Source organism: Microbacterium sp. AG238, from assembly GCF_003610405.1.
GTDB lineage: Bacteria > Actinomycetota > Actinomycetes > Actinomycetales > Microbacteriaceae > Microbacterium.
Genome location: NZ_RAQC01000001.1, coordinates 1341637 through 1358190, shown reverse-complemented (window position 1 = coordinate 1358190; position 16554 = coordinate 1341637). Strand labels below are relative to the sequence as shown.

General features: G+C 71.1%; 15 protein-coding genes. 7 read left to right on the top strand and 8 right to left on the bottom strand.

What is annotated here, in order from left to right:
- The first annotated feature begins 23 nt into the window (after nt 1-23).
- Genes DEU36_RS06470 through DEU36_RS06455 form a run of 4 tightly spaced genes read left to right on the top strand, consistent with a single transcriptional unit; the run spans nt 24 to nt 4070 of the window.
- Nucleotides 24-1151 carry a hypothetical protein gene (locus DEU36_RS06470; RefSeq protein WP_259455243.1) on the top strand — a complete coding sequence of 376 codons (1128 nt, stop codon included), beginning with the start codon at nt 24-26 and terminating at the stop codon, nt 1149-1151.
- Nucleotides 1148-2266, top strand: coding sequence for a glycosyltransferase (locus tag DEU36_RS06465; RefSeq protein WP_120263435.1), 1119 nt, complete (start codon nt 1148-1150; stop codon nt 2264-2266). The genes DEU36_RS06470 and DEU36_RS06465 overlap by 4 nt, the downstream gene beginning before the upstream one ends.
- On the top strand, nt 2263-3276 hold the full coding sequence (locus tag DEU36_RS06460; protein WP_120263434.1) for a glycosyltransferase: 1014 nt from the start codon (nt 2263-2265) through the stop codon (nt 3274-3276). Before DEU36_RS06465 ends, DEU36_RS06460 begins: the two co-directional genes overlap by 4 nt.
- Nucleotides 3273-4070, top strand: a complete 798-nt coding sequence (locus DEU36_RS06455; protein WP_120263433.1) for a glycosyltransferase — start codon at nt 3273-3275, stop codon at nt 4068-4070. The genes DEU36_RS06460 and DEU36_RS06455 overlap by 4 nt, the downstream gene beginning before the upstream one ends.
- On the opposite strand, the gene DEU36_RS06450 is transcribed toward DEU36_RS06455, so the two are convergent.
- The 4 genes from DEU36_RS06450 to DEU36_RS06435 all read right to left on the bottom strand — a co-directional run bounded on the left by DEU36_RS06450 (nt 4033) and on the right by DEU36_RS06435 (nt 7786).
- Complete coding sequence (locus tag DEU36_RS06450) at nt 4033-5232, bottom strand: glycosyltransferase family 4 protein (protein ID WP_120263432.1); 1200 nt, start codon at nt 5230-5232, stop codon at nt 4033-4035. The two genes, DEU36_RS06455 and DEU36_RS06450, sit on opposite strands and share 38 nt — an antisense overlap.
- Nucleotides 5229-5531 (bottom strand): hypothetical protein, encoded by a 303-nt coding sequence (locus DEU36_RS06445; RefSeq protein ID WP_120263431.1) that lies wholly within the window; start codon nt 5529-5531, stop codon nt 5229-5231. The genes DEU36_RS06450 and DEU36_RS06445 overlap by 4 nt, the downstream gene beginning before the upstream one ends.
- Before the next feature lie 88 nt (nt 5532-5619).
- On the bottom strand, nt 5620-7086 hold the full coding sequence (locus DEU36_RS06440) for a glycosyltransferase (RefSeq protein WP_120263430.1): 1467 nt from the start codon (nt 7084-7086) through the stop codon (nt 5620-5622).
- Nucleotides 7087-7093: 7 nt separating this feature from the next.
- Nucleotides 7094-7786, bottom strand: a complete 693-nt coding sequence (locus tag DEU36_RS06435) for an SDR family oxidoreductase (protein ID WP_120263429.1) — start codon at nt 7784-7786, stop codon at nt 7094-7096.
- 219 nt (nt 7787-8005) lie between these two features.
- Here DEU36_RS06435 and DEU36_RS06430 point away from each other — a divergent pair, with 219 nt between their 5' ends.
- From DEU36_RS06430 to DEU36_RS06420, 3 genes are read left to right on the top strand one after another with little or no spacing between them, the layout of a single operon-like run.
- Nucleotides 8006-9910: a beta-glucoside-specific PTS transporter subunit IIABC gene (locus DEU36_RS06430; protein WP_120263428.1), complete on the top strand. Its 1905-nt coding sequence runs from the start codon at nt 8006-8008 to the stop codon at nt 9908-9910.
- Nucleotides 9897-11348 carry a family 1 glycosylhydrolase gene (locus tag DEU36_RS06425; RefSeq protein WP_120263427.1) on the top strand — a complete coding sequence of 484 codons (1452 nt, stop codon included), beginning with the start codon at nt 9897-9899 and terminating at the stop codon, nt 11346-11348. Before DEU36_RS06430 ends, DEU36_RS06425 begins: the two co-directional genes overlap by 14 nt.
- A gap of 44 nt (nt 11349-11392) precedes the next feature.
- Nucleotides 11393-12220, top strand: a complete 828-nt coding sequence (locus DEU36_RS06420; RefSeq protein WP_120263426.1) for a PRD domain-containing protein — start codon at nt 11393-11395, stop codon at nt 12218-12220.
- Between the two features lie 7 nt (nt 12221-12227).
- Here the strand turns inward: DEU36_RS06420 and DEU36_RS06415 are convergent, their stop codons facing one another.
- Genes DEU36_RS06415 through hpaE form a run of 4 tightly spaced genes read right to left on the bottom strand, consistent with a single transcriptional unit; the run spans nt 12228 to nt 16553 of the window.
- Complete coding sequence (locus tag DEU36_RS06415) at nt 12228-13031, bottom strand: HpcH/HpaI aldolase/citrate lyase family protein (protein ID WP_120263425.1); 804 nt, start codon at nt 13029-13031, stop codon at nt 12228-12230.
- On the bottom strand, nt 13016-13801 hold the full coding sequence (locus DEU36_RS06410; protein WP_120263424.1) for a 2-keto-4-pentenoate hydratase: 786 nt from the start codon (nt 13799-13801) through the stop codon (nt 13016-13018). Before DEU36_RS06410 ends, DEU36_RS06415 begins: the two co-directional genes overlap by 16 nt.
- A gap of 27 nt (nt 13802-13828) precedes the next feature.
- The gene (gene hpaD / locus DEU36_RS06405; RefSeq protein ID WP_120263423.1) at nt 13829-14989 is read right to left on the bottom strand and encodes a 3,4-dihydroxyphenylacetate 2,3-dioxygenase; all 1161 of its coding nucleotides are present in this window, start codon (nt 14987-14989) and stop codon (nt 13829-13831) included.
- A gap of 52 nt (nt 14990-15041) precedes the next feature.
- Complete coding sequence (gene hpaE, locus DEU36_RS06400; protein ID WP_120263422.1) at nt 15042-16553, bottom strand: 5-carboxymethyl-2-hydroxymuconate semialdehyde dehydrogenase; 1512 nt, start codon at nt 16551-16553, stop codon at nt 15042-15044.
- Between the last annotated feature and the right edge of the window lies 1 nt (nt 16554).

The window sequence follows — 16554 nt, the reverse complement described above, 5'->3', positions numbered from 1 at the left end:
CGGCGGTTCCAGCAAGGAGAACCGTGACCATCGTGACCGCGAGCGCGCCTCTGGACGAGATGTCCGGTGCACCCGACGTGCGTGTCGTGGCGGTGCCCGCCGGGCATCCGTATGTGCGGCGTGTGACGGATGCCGCGGGCATCGACCTGTTGCCCGATCCGCCGGTGCCGGGGGCGGCGGAGGGGGTCTGGTGGCCTCCCGTGGCTCTCGACCCCGACTGGATCCGTCGGAACGCCGACCGCGCCGACATCCTGCACGTCCACTTCGGCACCGAGTCGTTCCCGGCCGGGCATCTGACGGCCTGCGTCGAGGAAGCGCACGCGGCGGGATGGGCCGTCGTGTTCACCGTTCATGACCTGACGCATCCGCAGCTCTCGGACCAGAGCACCTACGCCGCGCAGCTCGACGAGCTCGTGCCGCTGGCCGATGCGCTCGTCACCCTGACACCGGGGGCCGCCGCCGAGGTGCGGGATCGCTGGGGGCGCGATGCGCTCGTGCTGCCGCACCCGGCGATCCTCCACGAGGGCGAGAGCCCCTCCGTCGTGGCCGTGAGCGAGGAGCTCCGGGTCGGGATGCACCTGAAGGACCTCCGCCCCGGAACCGATGGACCCACGAGCACCCGGACGCTGGTCGCGGCGATCGAGCGCCTGCGTGCCGAAGGACACCACGCCGTCGCTGAGATCCGCATGCACCGGTCTGTGCGCGACCAGGACGCGCGAGATGAAGTCCGTTCCGCGGTGGCGGGTCACCCTCACGCCGTCCTCGTGGAGCAGGGCCGGCTTCCCGACGCCGCCTTGAACGCTGCGCTCAGCGGGCTCGACGTCTGCGTGCTGCCCTACCGTTACGGCAGCCACTCGGGGTGGCTGGAGCTGTGCTGGGACCTGGGGGTGCCCGTCGCGGTGCCCGACGTCGGTCACTTCGCCGATCAGCACGACGACGCCTCGACCGCGAGCTTCCGTCCGGGCGACGTCGAGACTCTGACGGCGGCGCTGCGGTCACTGCTGTCGTGCGACGACGCGGCACGGCCCGGTTCGATCGCGCGCGCCGAGCTGATCGAACAGCGTCGCACGCGACGCCGGGAGCAGGATGCCGCGACGGCGTCAGCGCACGCCGGACTGTACCGCCGGCTGCGCAGCGAGCGTGCCTCGTGACGGGGCGTCCGCTGCGCATCGCCGTCATCGCCCCGCTGCGTTTCCCGATCCGGAGGCCCCACGCCGGCGGGCTCGAGGCCGCGGTGTGGTCGGAGGTCGAGGCCCTGCGCGCTCGTGGCCATGAGGTGACGGTCGTCGCGGTGACCGGGTCGGACCACGTCGAGCCCGGAAGCGTGTGGGAGATGCCCGAGCTGGGCTGGGATGCCGACGCGGTGCGCACCGACAAGACGTATCCGCCCGCCTACGAGACCCTCAGCGTGCCGAAGCTCCGCCGCGCCCTCGAGACCCTCGGGTCGCGCGCCGCCGATGTCGACGTGATCTCGAACCACTGCTTGCATGCTCTGCCGCTGCAGATGGCCCCGCAGCTCGATGTGCCGATGGTCACGACCCTGCACACTCCGGTGGACGACGATTTCGTGCGCGCGCATCGTGCTGCTGCGGGCCGCGGCAGCACGTTCCTCTCCGTCAGCGAGCACACCCGCCGCGAATGGCAGCACGCGGGAGTCGCCTCGACTCTGCTGGCCAACGGGGTGGACCCCCGAGTGTGGACGATCGGTCCGGGCGGCGACGACCTCGTCTGGTTCGGCCGCATCGTGCCTGAGAAGGCCCCGCACCTGGCGGTGGCCGTCGCCCGCGCGCTCGGGAGACGCCTGACGATCGCGGGTCGCGTGGGTGATCGCGCGTACGCCGACGGGGTGCTCGCCCCGCTGCTCGATGATGACGTGACCCTCGTCGGCGAGCTCACGCCGCGCGAGCTCGCCGTGCTCGTCGGCCGGTCCGCGGTCGCGCTCGCCACACCGGCATGGGCCGAGCCGTTCGGGCTCGTGGGGCCCGAAGCCCTCATGTGCGGAACGCCGGTCGTCGGCTTCGCGGTGGGCGGCGTGCCCGAGATCGCCGCTGCGAGCATCGGTATGCGTCTGGTCGGTGCCGGGGACGTCGCGGCGATGGCGGATGCCGTCGAGGCGATGTGGGGGCACGGCCGTGATCCGCACTTCCGTCGAGCCGTCCGCGCGCGTGCGGTCGATCGGTTCTCCCTCGATGCGCGGACGACCGCCCTGGAGGAGATCTTCGCGTCGCTCAGCACGGAAGCCGCGCCCGCCGAGCTGCCGGCATGACGGGGCGCATCGGCTGGTACGTCCATCATCACGGCCGCGGGCACCTCACGCGGATGCGGGCGATCGCGCCCCATCTCGATGCCCACGTCGTCTGCTTCAGCTCGCTGCCCGCTCCCGACGACCTACCTGCGAACGTCTCGTGGGTCGGCCTCGCGCGCGATGACCAGCCGGCCCCGGCTCTCCCCGGCGACGATCCGACGGCGGGCGGCCTCCTGCACTGGGCGCCCCTGCGCCACGCCGGCCATCGGTCTCGGCTCGCCGTCATCGCGGCGGCGGTCGCGACGGGAGACGTCGATGCCTTCGTCGTCGACGTCTCTGCCGAGGTGACGCTCTTCCTCCGACTCCTCGGCGTCCCGGTGATCGTCGTCACGCAGCCCGGCGACCGCATCGACGAGCCCCACCGGCTGGCCTTCGCGGCGGCACGGCGCGTCATCGCGCCGTGGCCGGTCGAGCTCTACGCGCCCCGGCATCTGACCTCGTTGGGTGACCGTGTCGCGTTCGTGGGCGGGATATCGCGGTTCGCGGGCCGCGCACGCCCGGCCCGCCCACGCGGTGGTGAGGTCGTCCTGCTCGGGGGCGGTGGCGGAGCCGACGTCTCCGCTGACGACATCGCGGCGGCGGAGAGCGCGTCGGGGCGTCCGTGGCGCGTGCTCGGCGCCGGGTCGGGTTCATGGACGGCCGATCCGTGGGAGGCGCTGTCGACGGCATCCGTCGTCGTGTCGTGGTGCGGCCAGAACGCCGTCGCCGACCTCGCTGCGGCGGGCGCGCCCGCCGTCGTCATCCCGCAGGAACGCCCGTTCGCCGAGCAGCACGCGACGGCGTCGGCGCTCGGACGCTCGGGCCTCGCGGTCGCCCTGACCGGGTGGCCCGAGCCGGCGCGGTGGCCGGACCTGCTGGGGCAGGCATCCGCCCGCGGCGGCGAGGCCTGGGCTGCGTGGCGCACCGAAGGAGCGGCGCAGCGCGCTGCCGCGGTCATCAGCGCCGAGCTGCGGACGGGAGAGGCTCGATGAGCGATGTCGCGATCGTGACGCTCTGTTCGGCGCCTCGCCTCGGGCACCTGCGCAATCAGCTGCGTGCGACGGCGGGCCTGGCGCGCGTCGTCGTGTGGATCGGCGACGACGATGCGCCGGACCTCGATGCCGAGCGCGTCGTGCGCGTCGCTCCGGGAGCGGCCGGCCTGCGGCTCGCGGCGGCGCGCAATGCCGGCGCCCGCGCCGCGGAGGCCCTCGGGGCGAGACTGCTCATCTTCCTCGACGCCGATTGCATTCCCGGGCCCGAGCTCGTCGGTCGCTACCGCGATGCGGCGGGTCAGCACCCCGATGCGGTCCTGTGCGGGCCGGTGACGTATCTGCCCGCCGAAGCCGCACTCGATGCGGCTTCCCTCCGCGCGGCCACCGCGCCCCACGCGGCGCGCCCGGCTCCGGCGGCGGGCGCCCTGCAACGCGCCGCCCCGGAGGAGTACCCGCTGTTCTGGTCGCTGTCGTTCGCGACCACGCCCGCCGTGTGGCGGGCCGTCGGCGGCTTCGACGAGAGGTACGAGGGATACGGGGGTGAGGACACCGACTTCGCGTTCTCCCTGCGGCGTGCATCGATCCCGATGATCTGGGTGGGCGGTGCCGACGCGTACCACCAGTATCACGAGACGTCCTCGCCGCCGTGGCAGCACCTCGACGACATCCTGCGCAACGGTGCCCTCTTCGCCCGGAAGTGGGGCGAGTGGCCCATGACGGGCTGGCTGGAAGCCTTCGAGCGGGCCGGAGCGATCGTCAGCGGGGGCGACGGCTGGCGTCGAGCCTCGGCCTGATCGCGCCGGCGAGGAGGTCGGTCGCGGCGCCGATCAGGTCGCGGGCGACGGGGTCGGGGGCGAAGTCGGCGACCTGAGCGCGGGCGTGTTCGGCGAGGGTGCGTGCCCACGCCGGATGGCGCACCGCGACGTCGATGGCGGCGGCGAGGCGTTCGGGATCCGCGGGCGGCACGCTCTGGCAGTCCTGTCCGTCGGTGCAGAATTCGTCGTACCCGCTGCCGGAGGTGACGATGAGCGGGGTTCCGATGGTCTTGACCTCGAGGGCGACATTGCCGAATCCCTCCCAGCGCGAGGGGCAGATGACGACGTCGGCGCGAGCGATGGCCCCGTAGAGCTCGTCACCGGGCACGTGCCCGAGCCAGGTCACGCGGTCGCGCGCCGACGGCGGCAGCATCTCGACGAGCGCGGCACGCGTCGGCTCGTAGCGGGCATCGCCGCCGGCCCCGGCGACGACCAGCCGCGCCCGCGGTAGCTCCTCGTGCACGCGCCGGAAGGCCGAGAATGCGTCTTCGATGCCCTTGCGACGTTCGGACCGTCCGAGGAACAGCACGACCGGCGCCTCATCGTCCGGCCAGCCCTGCGGGACCCCGGCGCGTGCCGCGGCGGCGGCCACGGCGTCGACGTCGATGCAGTTGCGCACGACGCGAGCCGGGGGCAATCCCGGGTAGAGGTCGCTCGTGCGCTCGAGCATCGCGCGGGAGATGGAGATGAGACCCGCGGAGCGATACAGCTGGCGCCGTTCGGCGGCGGCCTGCCGCGCACGCACGACACGCTGCCCGATCGGCAGGTCGGCAGGACGGAACCCGGAGACCTCGTCGGCGAGCCGGACCCCGGTCGCGAGGTTCGTCAATAGCGGCGCCGTGCGGGGGAGCATGGCCGCGAGGCCTCGCCACTCGGGTGCGAAGACGACGTCATGGCGGCGTGATCGGTAGGCGCGCCGCACGCCGCCGCCGATCAGGCGGATGCCGTCGCCCGCGTCGTCGGACACGAGCTCGTCGTTCGTCTCGATCGCGAGATCGACCGCGATCCCCTGGCGCGCGAGGGCCGGAAGGAGGGCAGCGTAGTGGCGGCCGATCCCGCCGGTGTAAGCGGTGACACCGGCGTACTCGGGAGTCGCGACGAGCCAGCGGGCGTCGGCGTGCGACGTCAGGATCCCGGTCATGAGGCCTCGGAAGGCAGCGTGCCGAGCGAAAGCCCGGTGACCGCAGCGGCCTCGGTGATCATTGCCCGCACACGTCGCGGGTCAGTGACGACCGGGTGCGGCGATGCGAAGTCGAATCGGAGCGGGATCGAGCGCTCGAACCACAGCGTGCTCCGCCCCTGTCCGTCGCCGTGTCGCCAGCTCACCGTGAAACCTTCGCCTGCGCCGAGCTTGGCCGTGACCACGAGCTGAAGATGAGCGAGCACATCGTCGGGCATGACGATGGGGATCAGGTCCGACCCGTATCTCAGTACGCCCATCGCGGTGCTCGCCTCCCCTCGTGCCACGACAGGGTGCACCACCCGCTCGCCGTTCCGAGTGGCCCTTGACGAGCCGGTCGTGGGCGAGCTAACGGCGCGAGGGACGCAGGCGTCGTCGCAGCGCGCCCGTCATCCGGCGTGCGGTCGCCGCGAGGCGACGCAGTCCACCTCGCGTCCGCCGGCGGCGGCGCGCCGTCCGGAGGACGCTCGCCCAGCGGCTGCGGATGCGCGCGTCGCTGTAGGCGGATGCCGTCGCTCGCGCGCTCCGCCGCATCGCGGCTCGTCGGGCGGGGTCGAGCGCCGCTGCGGCCCGGATGGCGTCGGCGAGTGCGTCGACGTCGCCGTCGGGCACGAGCCAGCCGTTCTCGCCGTGGCGGATGAGCTCGGCCGGCCCGTAGGCGATGTCGTACGCGATGGGAAGGCAGCCCGCGGCCATCGCTTCGAGCAGGACGAGGCCGAACGCCTCGGACCGGCTCGTGAGCAGGAGCAGGCTCGCCGTGGCCATCGCCGAGGCGGGGTCGTCCGTGTGACCGTGGAAGCGGATGCCGTCGTCGTCGGCAGCCAGCGCGACGAGCTGGTCGGCCTGGGACCCGGTGCCGTAGACGTCGAGGCGCATCGCGGTGCGGCCGCGGGTGTCACCGTGGACCCGGCGCATCGCGGCGATGGCATCCTCGACGCGCTTGATGGGTTCGAGGCGGGCGATGACGACGGCGTCCTCGCGTTCGGACTCCTGCGGCAGCGCGGAGACGTCGACGGGGGCGACCGGGTGGGCGACGCTGGTGAGGAACGGGTGTGGCCCGACGATCGCGCGGACGTCGGCGGCTTGGGCCTCGGTCGCGAACGCGACGGCGTCGAAATCGGTGAGCCGCGAGAACACCGGCTGCCGGGATGCGCGTACCGAGCCGGGTGTCGGGCCGCGGTGCGAGCCGTGCACGACGTGGACGGTCGTGACGCGGCGACGGCGGTAGCCTGCGGCGAAGGGGGCGACGGTCTTGCTGTCGACGATCAGGAACGCTTCGTCCTCGCCCACGATGTGGTCGAGCCAGTCCGCGTAGAAGTCGTATCGCCGACGCCAGGCCCGGATGGGCCGGCCGGCGGCGTCGCGTGCGAGGAGGACGCGGCCGCGCGCCCCGACACGTCGCTCCGACAGCGCGATCGTGCCGTCGGGGCGGAGGTGGTCGATATCGACGGGTTTGCCGTCCTCGCCGAGCCGCAGCCGGCGGAGGAGCACGCCGCCGGCCTCATCGCAGACGATGTCGTCGCCGTCGGGGTCGAGCGGCGCCGGGGCGCCGGGCAGCCCGGAGCCGGTCGGAACCTCACCCGTGCGCGGCCAGTCGTAGAGGTTGCGGATGGTCACGGACGTCTCGACTCCGACGCCCGGGATGGGCGGGAGGGGGAAGGCGCGGTCGTCGAGGGTCAGGACGTCGACCGGTGTTCCCGCGTCGGCGAACAGGCGACTGCGGTCGAGCATCGCGGTCGTCATACCGCCGTAGGGAATGGCGATGCCCCAGGTCAGCGCGAGGTGACGTCCGGGAGGAAGATCGGAGACGGGCACGGCGTGGTCACCGCGGTCCGGGACGCACGGACACGTCCGGAACCTGGGCGTCCCGGGGGAGGTCGAGTGCGGCGAGCACGGTCGTCGCGACCGACTCGGGGTCGATGAACGCGGCGGGGTCGTAGTCGCGGCCCTCCTGACGGTGCACCTCCGCCTGCATCGGGGTGGCGGTCCGCCCCGGGTACACCGTCGTCACCCGGATTCCGTTCGCGGCCTCCTCGCCGCGGAGCGCGTCGGCGAGGGCCTTGAGGCCGTGCTTCGACGCGGCGTACGCGCTCCAGGAGGGGTGCGCCGTGAGGCCTGCGCCGGAATTGACGAACAGGATCTGACCGCGCGCGGCGCGCACCGCGGGCAGGGCGATGCGGGTGAGCTCCGCGGCGGCGATGAGGTTGACGGTGAGCTGGTCGACCCACGCGGTGACCGGCAGGTCGGCGACGGGGCCGAGCTCGACGATGCCCGCGCCGTGGATCACCGTGTCGATCGCGTCGGGCACGCGATCGACGAGAGCCGCCGCGAGCTCGGCGGGCTCGCTCAGGTTTGCCGCGACGCCGACGGCGCCCGGAAAGAGGTCCGCGAGCTCGGACGCTCGGGGTTCGTCGCGGCCGAGGAGCACGAGCCGGTCGCCGCGGTCGGCGAGCCGGCGGGCGATCGCGAGGCCGATGCCCGAACCCGCCCCCGTGATGAGATGCGTCTTCGTCATGCACCCATCGTCCCATCCGCACGCTCCGCGGCCGCGTCCGTTTGCACCCCGCCGCCGAACGTGCGACGATCATCTCGGACATGTGACTGGTCATGCAGGCAGGATCCGAACGTACGTGCATCGCACGACGCTCGGGTCCTTTTTTTGTTGCCTCCGACCGGGTCCGGAGCGGAGCCGCTCCGGCGGCACGGTCCGGGATTCCACAGGAGGAAAACGAAGATGACCACCACGAAGGATGCCGCGGGCGCGATCCTCGAGCATGTCGGCGGACCCGAGAACATCGCCGCGCTGCAGCATTGCTCGACGCGGCTCCGGTTCAATCTCGTCGACGATGCCCGCGCCGACGAGGCGGCCCTGAAAGCGGTGCCCGGCGTCATCGGCGTCGTGCGCGGCCCCCAGACGCAGATCATCGTCGGGTCGAAGGTGAGCGACTACTTCGCCGAGATCGAGCGACTGCGCGGCGGCCGCGCGGCCGGTCGTGCGGCGGGGCGGACCCGGCAGAAGCTGACGTGGAAGCGCGCGGGCTCGGCGATCATGGACTTCGTCGTGGCCGTCTTCACCCCGATCATCCCCGCGATCGCCGGCGCGGGCATCTTCAAGTCGTTCTTGATCCTCGCCTCCGCGCTCGGGTGGATGCAGACCACCGATCCCAGCTATCAGGTACTCTCGGCGATCCCCGACGCGGTGTTCTTCTTCCTGCCGCTGCTGGTGACCTACACCGCCGCGAAGAAGCTCGGCGTCAACATCCCCCTCGCCCTCGGCATCGTCGGTCTGCTGGTGTTCCCGGCCTTCTCCGGGCTGCTGACCCAGGAGGGCGGTGTCGCGCTGTTCGGCCTGCCGATCCCGGCGATCGCCTACAACGCCCAGGTGTTCCCGCCGATCCTCGCTGTGCTGCTGCTGTGGCCCATCGAGAAGCTGGCGACGAAGATCACGCCCGGGCCCATCCGCACCTTCTTCGTGCCGCTCCTGTGCTTCATCGTGGTCTCCCCGATCATGATCTTCGCCCTGGGGCCGCTCGGCTACGGACTCGGGTCGCTGCTGACCGGCGGAATGCTCTGGCTGTACGGCACTCTCGGCTGGGTCGCCATCGCACTGCTCGCCGTCGTGCTGCCCTTCATCATCTCGGTCGGGATGCACAAGGCGTTCATCCCGCCCACGATCGCGACCGTCGCGCAGCAGGGACGTGACCCCTTCTACCTCGTGGCCTCACTCGCCCACAACATCGCCGAGTCGGGCTCGAGCCTGGCCGTCGCGATCCGCACCCGCAACAAGACGCTGCGCGGCACGGCCATCTCGTCGGGCATCTCCGCGTTCTTCGGCATCACCGAGCCCGCGCTCTACGGCGTGACGCTGCAGAACCGCCGAGCACTGTTCGCGGTGATCGCCGGGTCGCTGACCGGCGGCGTCTACCTCGGCATCGCTGCTGTCGGAGCCTTCGCCCTCGTCAGCCCCGGAGCGGCGAGCATCTCGATGTTCATCGACGTGCTGAACCCGTGGAACCTCATCCACGCCGTCATCGGGGCCCTCGTCGCCTTCGCGACCGCCTTCGTCGTCGCGCTCGTCATCTGGACGGACTCCGACTCGGGCACGATCCGCGCGCTCGAGGCTCAGGCCGGCAGCGCGGGCGACATCGCGGCCGAACCGGTCGCCGACGGCAGGCTCGTCGCCCCCGTCGCCGGCGAGGTCGTGCCGCTCGACCGCGTCGACGATCCGGTGTTCGGTGGCGGCATCCTCGGCGACGGCGTCGCGATCCGTCCCAGCGCCGGTTCGGTGTACGCGCCGCTGTCGGGGGTGGTCTCGAGCCTGCTGCCCTCGAAGCACGCCTTCGGTATCACCGGCGACGACGGCGTCGAGGTCCTCGTCCACGTCGGGCTCGACACCGTCAAGCTCGACGGTGCCCCCTTCGTCGCCCACGTCGCGCAGGGCGATCGCGTCGAGCGTGGTCAGCTCGTCCTCGAGGCCGACCTCGAGGCGATCCATCTCGCCGGGTTCGACACGATCACCCCGGTCGTCGTCCTCAACGGCGACGCGTTCGACGTGGTCGAGGCTCTCACCGGCCCCGTCGAGGCGGGCACCGGCATCTTCACCGCACGCACCAAGGAGGCCGCTCGTGGCACTGTCTGAATCGTTCCTGTGGGGCGGCGCGCTCGCCGCCAACCAAGCCGAGGGCGCGTGGCGCGCGGGCGGCCGCGGGCCGGCCGTCTCGGACATCGCGAAGTACCGCCCGAACGTCGATCCTCGCGAGTACGCGATCCATCACGCGCACACAGTCGAGAGCATCACGGCGGCGATGGCCGATGACGACGAGACCTACTACCCCAAGCGCCGCGGGATCGACTTCTACCACCGGTACCCCGAAGACCTCGCGCTGTTCGCCGAGATGGGCTTCACGGTGCTGCGCGTGTCGATCGCCTGGACGCGGCTGTACCCGACGGGTGAGGAGACCGAGCCGAACGAGGCGGGCATCGCCTTCTACGAGGGGCTGTTCACCGAGATGCGGCGGCTGGGCATCGAGCCGCTCGTCACGCTCTCGCACTACGACCCGCCGCTCGCTCTCGCCCTGAAGAACAACTGCTGGGTCGATCGCAGCACGATCGCCCTGTTCGAGCGTTTCGCGCGCACGTGCTTCGAACGCTTCGGGCATCTCGTGAAGCTGTGGCTGTCGTTCAACGAGATCGACGGCATCGTGCGGCACCCCCTCACCTCGGGCGGCATCATCGAGGAGACCGTCGAGGGCAGCGTCCTGCAGGCCTGCTACACGGCCCTCCACCACCAGTTCGTGGCCTCGGCCTCGGTGACCCGGATGCTGCACGAGATGTGGCCGGAGTCGCAGATGGGGTGCATGCTGACGATGCTGAAGACCTACCCGCTGACGTGCCACCCCGACGACATCGCCGCGACGCAGGCGAAGGACCGGCTGCTCTATCTGTGCACGGACGTCCAGGCCGGCGGTGCCTACCCCCGGCTCGCCCTGAACGCGCTCGCGCGACAGGGCGTCGAGATCCCGTTCGCCCCGGGGGATGCCGAGTTGCTGCGCGAGCACCCGGTCGACTTCATCTCGCTGTCGTACTACATGACCCTCGCCGAGTCGGTCGACCCGAATGCCGAGCGGACGCCGGGCAACACGGTGCTCGGGGTCAAGAACCCCTACCTCGAGTCCAGCGAATGGGGGTGGCAGATCGACCCGGTCGGACTGCGGATCTCGCTCATCGATCTGTACGACCGCTACGGCAAGCCGCTGTTCATCGTCGAGAACGGACTCGGCATGCGCGACGAGCTGACCGCAGACGGGCGCATCCACGACCCGTACCGCATCGACTACTTCCGCGCGCACTTCCGCGAGATGATCCGGGCGGTCGATGAGGGCGTCGAGCTGATGGGGTACACCAGCTGGGCACCGATCGACATCATCAGCGCGTCGTCGTCGCAGATCTCCAAGCGATACGGTTTCATTCACGTCGACCTCGACGACCTCGGTCAGGGCAGCGGTGAGCGTCGACGCAAGGATTCGTTCTGGTGGTACCAGCGGGTGATCGCCACGAACGGTGCAGATCTCGGGTGACCCCACTGCTCCACGAGCGTGAGGCCGGGTCGATGAGGACGGGCATGCAGATCATCAAGAAGGTGCTCAACTCGAGCGTCGTGCTCGTCGACGACGAGCGCGGCGTCGAGCGGGTGCTGCTGGGCAAGGGCATCGGCTTCGGTGCCAAGCCCGGCGACGTCGTCGACGAGGGCGCGACCGACCGGGTGTTCGTCGCGCTCGACGACGCGGATCAGCGCAACCTCGTCGAACTGCTCGCGCAGATCCCGGGTGAGTTCGTCGAGCTCACCCGGGAGATCGTGCGAGACGCGGTGGCGTCGGGTCTCGACCTCGACCCGCACATCTACCTCACGCTCACCGACCATCTCCACTTCGCCGTCGAACGGCACCGCCGCGGTCTCGTCGTGGTGAACCGGCTCGCCTGGGAACTGCGCACCGTCTACCCCGACGAGTACGCCGTCGGATCGCGGGGCGTCGACCTGCTCCGGGAGCGCATGCGCGTGGCGGTGCCCGACGAGGAGGCGGCGAACATCGCGTTCCACCTCGCCAACGCGGCCAACGGGCGGGCCGGTGCCGACACGATGCATGTCGTGCGGCTCATCTCGGCGGCGACCACGATCGTGTCGAACTCCACGGGGATCGCCTTCGGCGACGACCTGCATTCGTCGCGCTTCCTCGTGCACCTGCAGTTCTTCGCCGAGCGGGTGTTCTCGGGTCGCATGCTCGAGAGCGACGACGGTTTCCTCTTCGAGAGCATGAGCCGGCGGCATCCGAGAGCGACGGCGACGGCCGAGCGCGTACGCGCGCTCGTGCGGACTCAGCACGACATCGAGATCTCCGACGAGGAAGTGGCCTACCTCGCCCTGCACGTCGCGCGGGCGGTGCCGGGCTGATCGCGCGTCAGTACCCGGCGCGAGCGGTGCGGTCGGCCTCGGGAACCCAGGCCGTGGCGAGCGCTTCCGAGCCGCGGGCCAGCAGCGCCACGTCCGCGCCGACGAGCAGGAAGTCCGCCCCGGCCTCGGCGTAGTCGCGGGCGAGCGCGGGGTCGAAGGCGTTGACGCCCACCGGTGTGCCCGACGCTCGGGCCTGGGTGAAGACCCGTCGGACGGCGGCGACGACGTCGGGATGGGTCTGCTGTCCGAGCAGTCCCATCGAGGCGGCGAGATCGCTCGGGCCGACGAAGACGCCGTCCACTCCGTCGACGGCAGCGATGGCCGCGGCGGCCTCGACCCCCGCGGCGGTTTCGATCTGCACGACGAGCGACACGTGCTGCTCGGCCTCGGCCAGGTAGTCGTCGACGCGGTTCCAGCGGGCCGAACGGGCGAGGGCGGAACCCACACCGCGGATGCCGCGCGGCGGATAGTGCACCGCGCGCACGATCGCCTCTGCTTCGGCGGCCGACGACACCATCGGCACGAGGAGGTTCTGCGCGCCGAGGTCGAGCACCTGCTTGATGATGACCGGGTCGGCGGTCGGGACGCGGACGAGGGTGGTGACCGGCGCCGCGGCAGCGGCGTGCAGCTGCGCGAGGACGGACTCGAGTCCGTTGGGGGAATGCTCCATGTCGATGAGCAGCCAGTCGAGTCCCGCGCCGGCGCAGATCTCGGCGATCAGCGGCGACCCCGAGCACACCCACATGCCCGCGAGCGGGCGATCCGCGCGGGCGAGCGCGTCGCGGAAGGTCGGCTTCAGACGAAACGGCATGCGATCTCTCCCATCGGGCCATAGTCGCAGCGGACCTCGTCGCCGCGCGACACCCACATCGGGCGGGTGAACGATCCGGCGAGGATCAGCTCGCCAGCCTCCAGGCGTGCACCGTGCTGCGAGACCTTGTTGGCGAGCCACGCGACTCCCGTCGCGGGGTGTCCGAGCACGCCCGCCGCCACGCCGGTCTCCTCGATCTCGCCGTTGCGCGAGAGCAGCGCGGGCACCCACCGCAGGTCGATCTCGTCGGGGCGCCGCCGCTCGGCGCCGAGCACCATCGCGCCATAGGCGGCGTTGTCGGCGATCGTGTCGACGATCGTGCGGCCCTCGAGCTCGATGTGCGAGTTCAGGATCTCGAGGGCCGGGACGGCGTAGTCGATCGCATCGAGTGCGTCGTCGAGTGTGCAGTCGGGTCCCGCGAGCGGGCGGGCGAGCGCGAAGGCGAGCTCGACTTCGACGCGAACGTTCGAGAACCTCTCGGTCGCTATCTCGACGCCGGAGTCGAAGACGGTGTCGTCGAACATGACGCCGTAGTCGGGCTCGGTGATGCCGGTCGCCTGCTGCATCGCTCTCGAGGTCAGGCCGATCTTGCGTCCGACCAGGCGTCTGCCTGAAGCGATCATCCGATCGCGCCAGACGCCCTGGATCGCGTACGAGTCCTCGATCGTGGCGCCGGGATAGCGCGCCGTGATGCGCGGGATGACGCCGTGCGTGCGATCGGCTTCGGCCAGTTCGTCCGCGATGGCGGTGACGATGTCGGGGGAGAGCATGGGCGTCCTCTCAGAGCTGGTAGGAGATCAGAGCTGGTGGCCGAGCTTGTACTCGCCCTGCTTGTCCTCGGGCAGCCCGTCGTCGCCGGGCCGGGTGTACGAGAACCCGTCCGCCCCGATCGTCACGGCCATCTCGGAGTCGTCGGTGCGGGCGCGAAGCGGCTGGGGCTTCCCGTCGAGGTCGAGGACGAGGGAGGCCTCGGTGTACCAGGACGGCACGACGGGGTTGCCCCACCAGTCGCGGCGCTGGTTGTCGTGGACGTCCCATGTGATGACGGGATTGTCGGGGTCGCCCGTGTAATAGTCCTGCGTGTAGATCTCGACGCGGTGCCCGTCGGGGTCGCGCAGGTAGAGGTAGAACGCGTTCGAGACGCCGTGACGGCCCGGACCGCGCTCGATGGCGTCCGACCGGCGGAGTGCGCCGAGCTTGTCGCAGATCGCGAGGATGTTGTGCTTCTCGTGGGTCGCGAAAGCCACGTGGTGCATGCGGGGCCCGTCGCCGCCGGTCATCGCGGTGTCGTGGACGGTGGGCTTCCGCCGCATCCACGCCGCATACACGGTGCCCGCGTCGTCTTGGATGTCCTCGGTCACCCGGAACCCGAGCGACTGCATGAACTGCACGGCACGCGGGACGTCGGGCGTCACCTGGTTGAAGTGATCCAGACGAACGAGCTCGCCCGGTGTGTGCAGGTCGTAGCGCCAGGAGAGGCGCTCGACGTGCTCGGTCTGGAAGAAGAACTCGTACGGGAAGCCGAGGGGGTCCTCGACGCGCACTGCGTCGCCGATACCCCGGACGAAGCCGTCCGGCCGCCGTTCGACCCGGCAGCCGAGCTCGGTGTAGAACGCGACGGCGCGGTCGAGGTCTTCGGCTGATCGCACCCGGTACGAGAACGCTGCGACGGCGGCCACCGGCCCCTGACGCAGGATGAGGTTGTGGTGGATGAACTCCTCGGTCGAGCGGAGGTAGATCGCCGCGTCGTCCTCCTCGGTGACGTACAGGCCGAGCACGTCGACGTAGAACTCGCGTGAGGCGGCGAGGTCGGTGACGACGAGCTCCATGTAGGCGCAGCGGAGGATGTCGGGCGCCGGTGCGGCCGGCGTGGGGATCGGGTCGTCGCAGGCGATCGGCGCCTCTGGGCTGACGAAGTATCCCGACGATGTGCGGGTCATCTGTTCGCGGTGGGTCATGACAGCGTCCTTGCTCTCGATGCGGGTGGGGCCGGCGGTTCCGGGCGGCGGCTCAGCTTCTGCCGAAGGTCGGGTTGTGGACCGCGCCGAGGGTGATGTGCACCGCCTGCTGGTTCGTGTAGAAGTCGATCGACCGGTAGCCGCCCTCGTGGCCGAGGCCCGACGCCTTGACACCGCCGAACGGGGTGCGGAGGTCGCGCACGTTGTTGGAGTTGAGCCACACCATCCCCGCCTCCACGGCCTGCGAGAAGGTGTGCGCCCGCTTCAGGTCGTTGGTCCACACGTAGGCGGCCAGCCCGTACTTCGTGTCGTTGGCGAGGGCGAGGGCCTCCGCGTCCGTGTCGAACGGGGTGATCGCGACGACCGGGCCGAAGATCTCCTCCTGGAAGATCCGCGCGGTGGGGGCCACGTCGGCGAATACCGTCGGGGCGACGAACGTGCCGCTCTCGAACCCCTCGGGGCGGCCGCCGCCGGCGACGAGACGGCCCTCGCTCTTTCCGAGCTCGACATACGACATGACCTTGGCGAAGTGCTCGGGGTGCACGAGCGCGCCCACTTCGGTCGCCGGATCATGGGGATAGCCGACTCTGACTCGCTTCGCCTGAGCGGCGTAGCGCTCGACGAACTCGTCGTATACCGAGCGCTCGACCAGGATGCGGCTGCCGGCCGTGCAGCGCTCGCCGTTGAGCGAGAAGACCCCGAAGATCGTGGCGTCGATCGCGGCGTCGAGGTCGGCGTCGGCGAAGACGATCGCCGGGCTCTTGCCGCCCAGCTCCATCGACAGGCCTTTCAGGTGCGGCGCCGCGTTGGCGAAGATCAGCTGCCCCGTCGAGCTCTCGCCGGTGAAGGAGATGAGGGGCACGTCGGGGTGCTTCACGAGGGCGTCGCCCGCGTCTTCGCCGAGGCCGTTGACGAGGTTGAACACTCCGGGCGGCAGTCCCGCCTCCTCGAAGATGCCCGCCCACAGCGATGCGGACAGGGGAGTGAACTCGGCGGGCTTGAGAACGACCGTGTTGCCGGTGGCGAGCGCGGGCGCGAGCTTCCACGACTCGAGCATGAACGGCGTGTTCCACGGCGTGATGAGTCCGGCCACGCCGATCGGCTTGCGGTTGACGTAGTTGATCTGACGCCCGGGCACCTTGTAGGTGTCGTCGGCCTGAGCGACGATCAGGTCGGCGAAGAAGCGGAAGTTCTCGGCCGCGCGCCGGGCCTGCCCGAGCGCCTGGGTGATGGGGAGCCCGGAGTCGAACGACTCGAGCTCGGCGAGGCGGGCGTCGCGCGACTCGACGAGCTCGGCGATGCGGTGCAGCACGCGCGACCGCTCGCGCGGCAGCATCCGCGGCCACGGGCCATCGGCGAATGCGCGCCGGGCTGCTGCGACGGCCGCGTCGACGTCGGCCTTCTTGCCGGCGGCCGCCTGCAGGTACACGCGCCCGGTGACGGGGTCGAGCACGTCGAAGGTGCCGCCGTCGACCGAGTCGACGAGCGACCCGTCGATGTAGTGGCGGATGGCGCCGGGCAGGTCCGCGGGCGTGTGGGGGGCGGTGAGCGTCGTGTCGGTCATC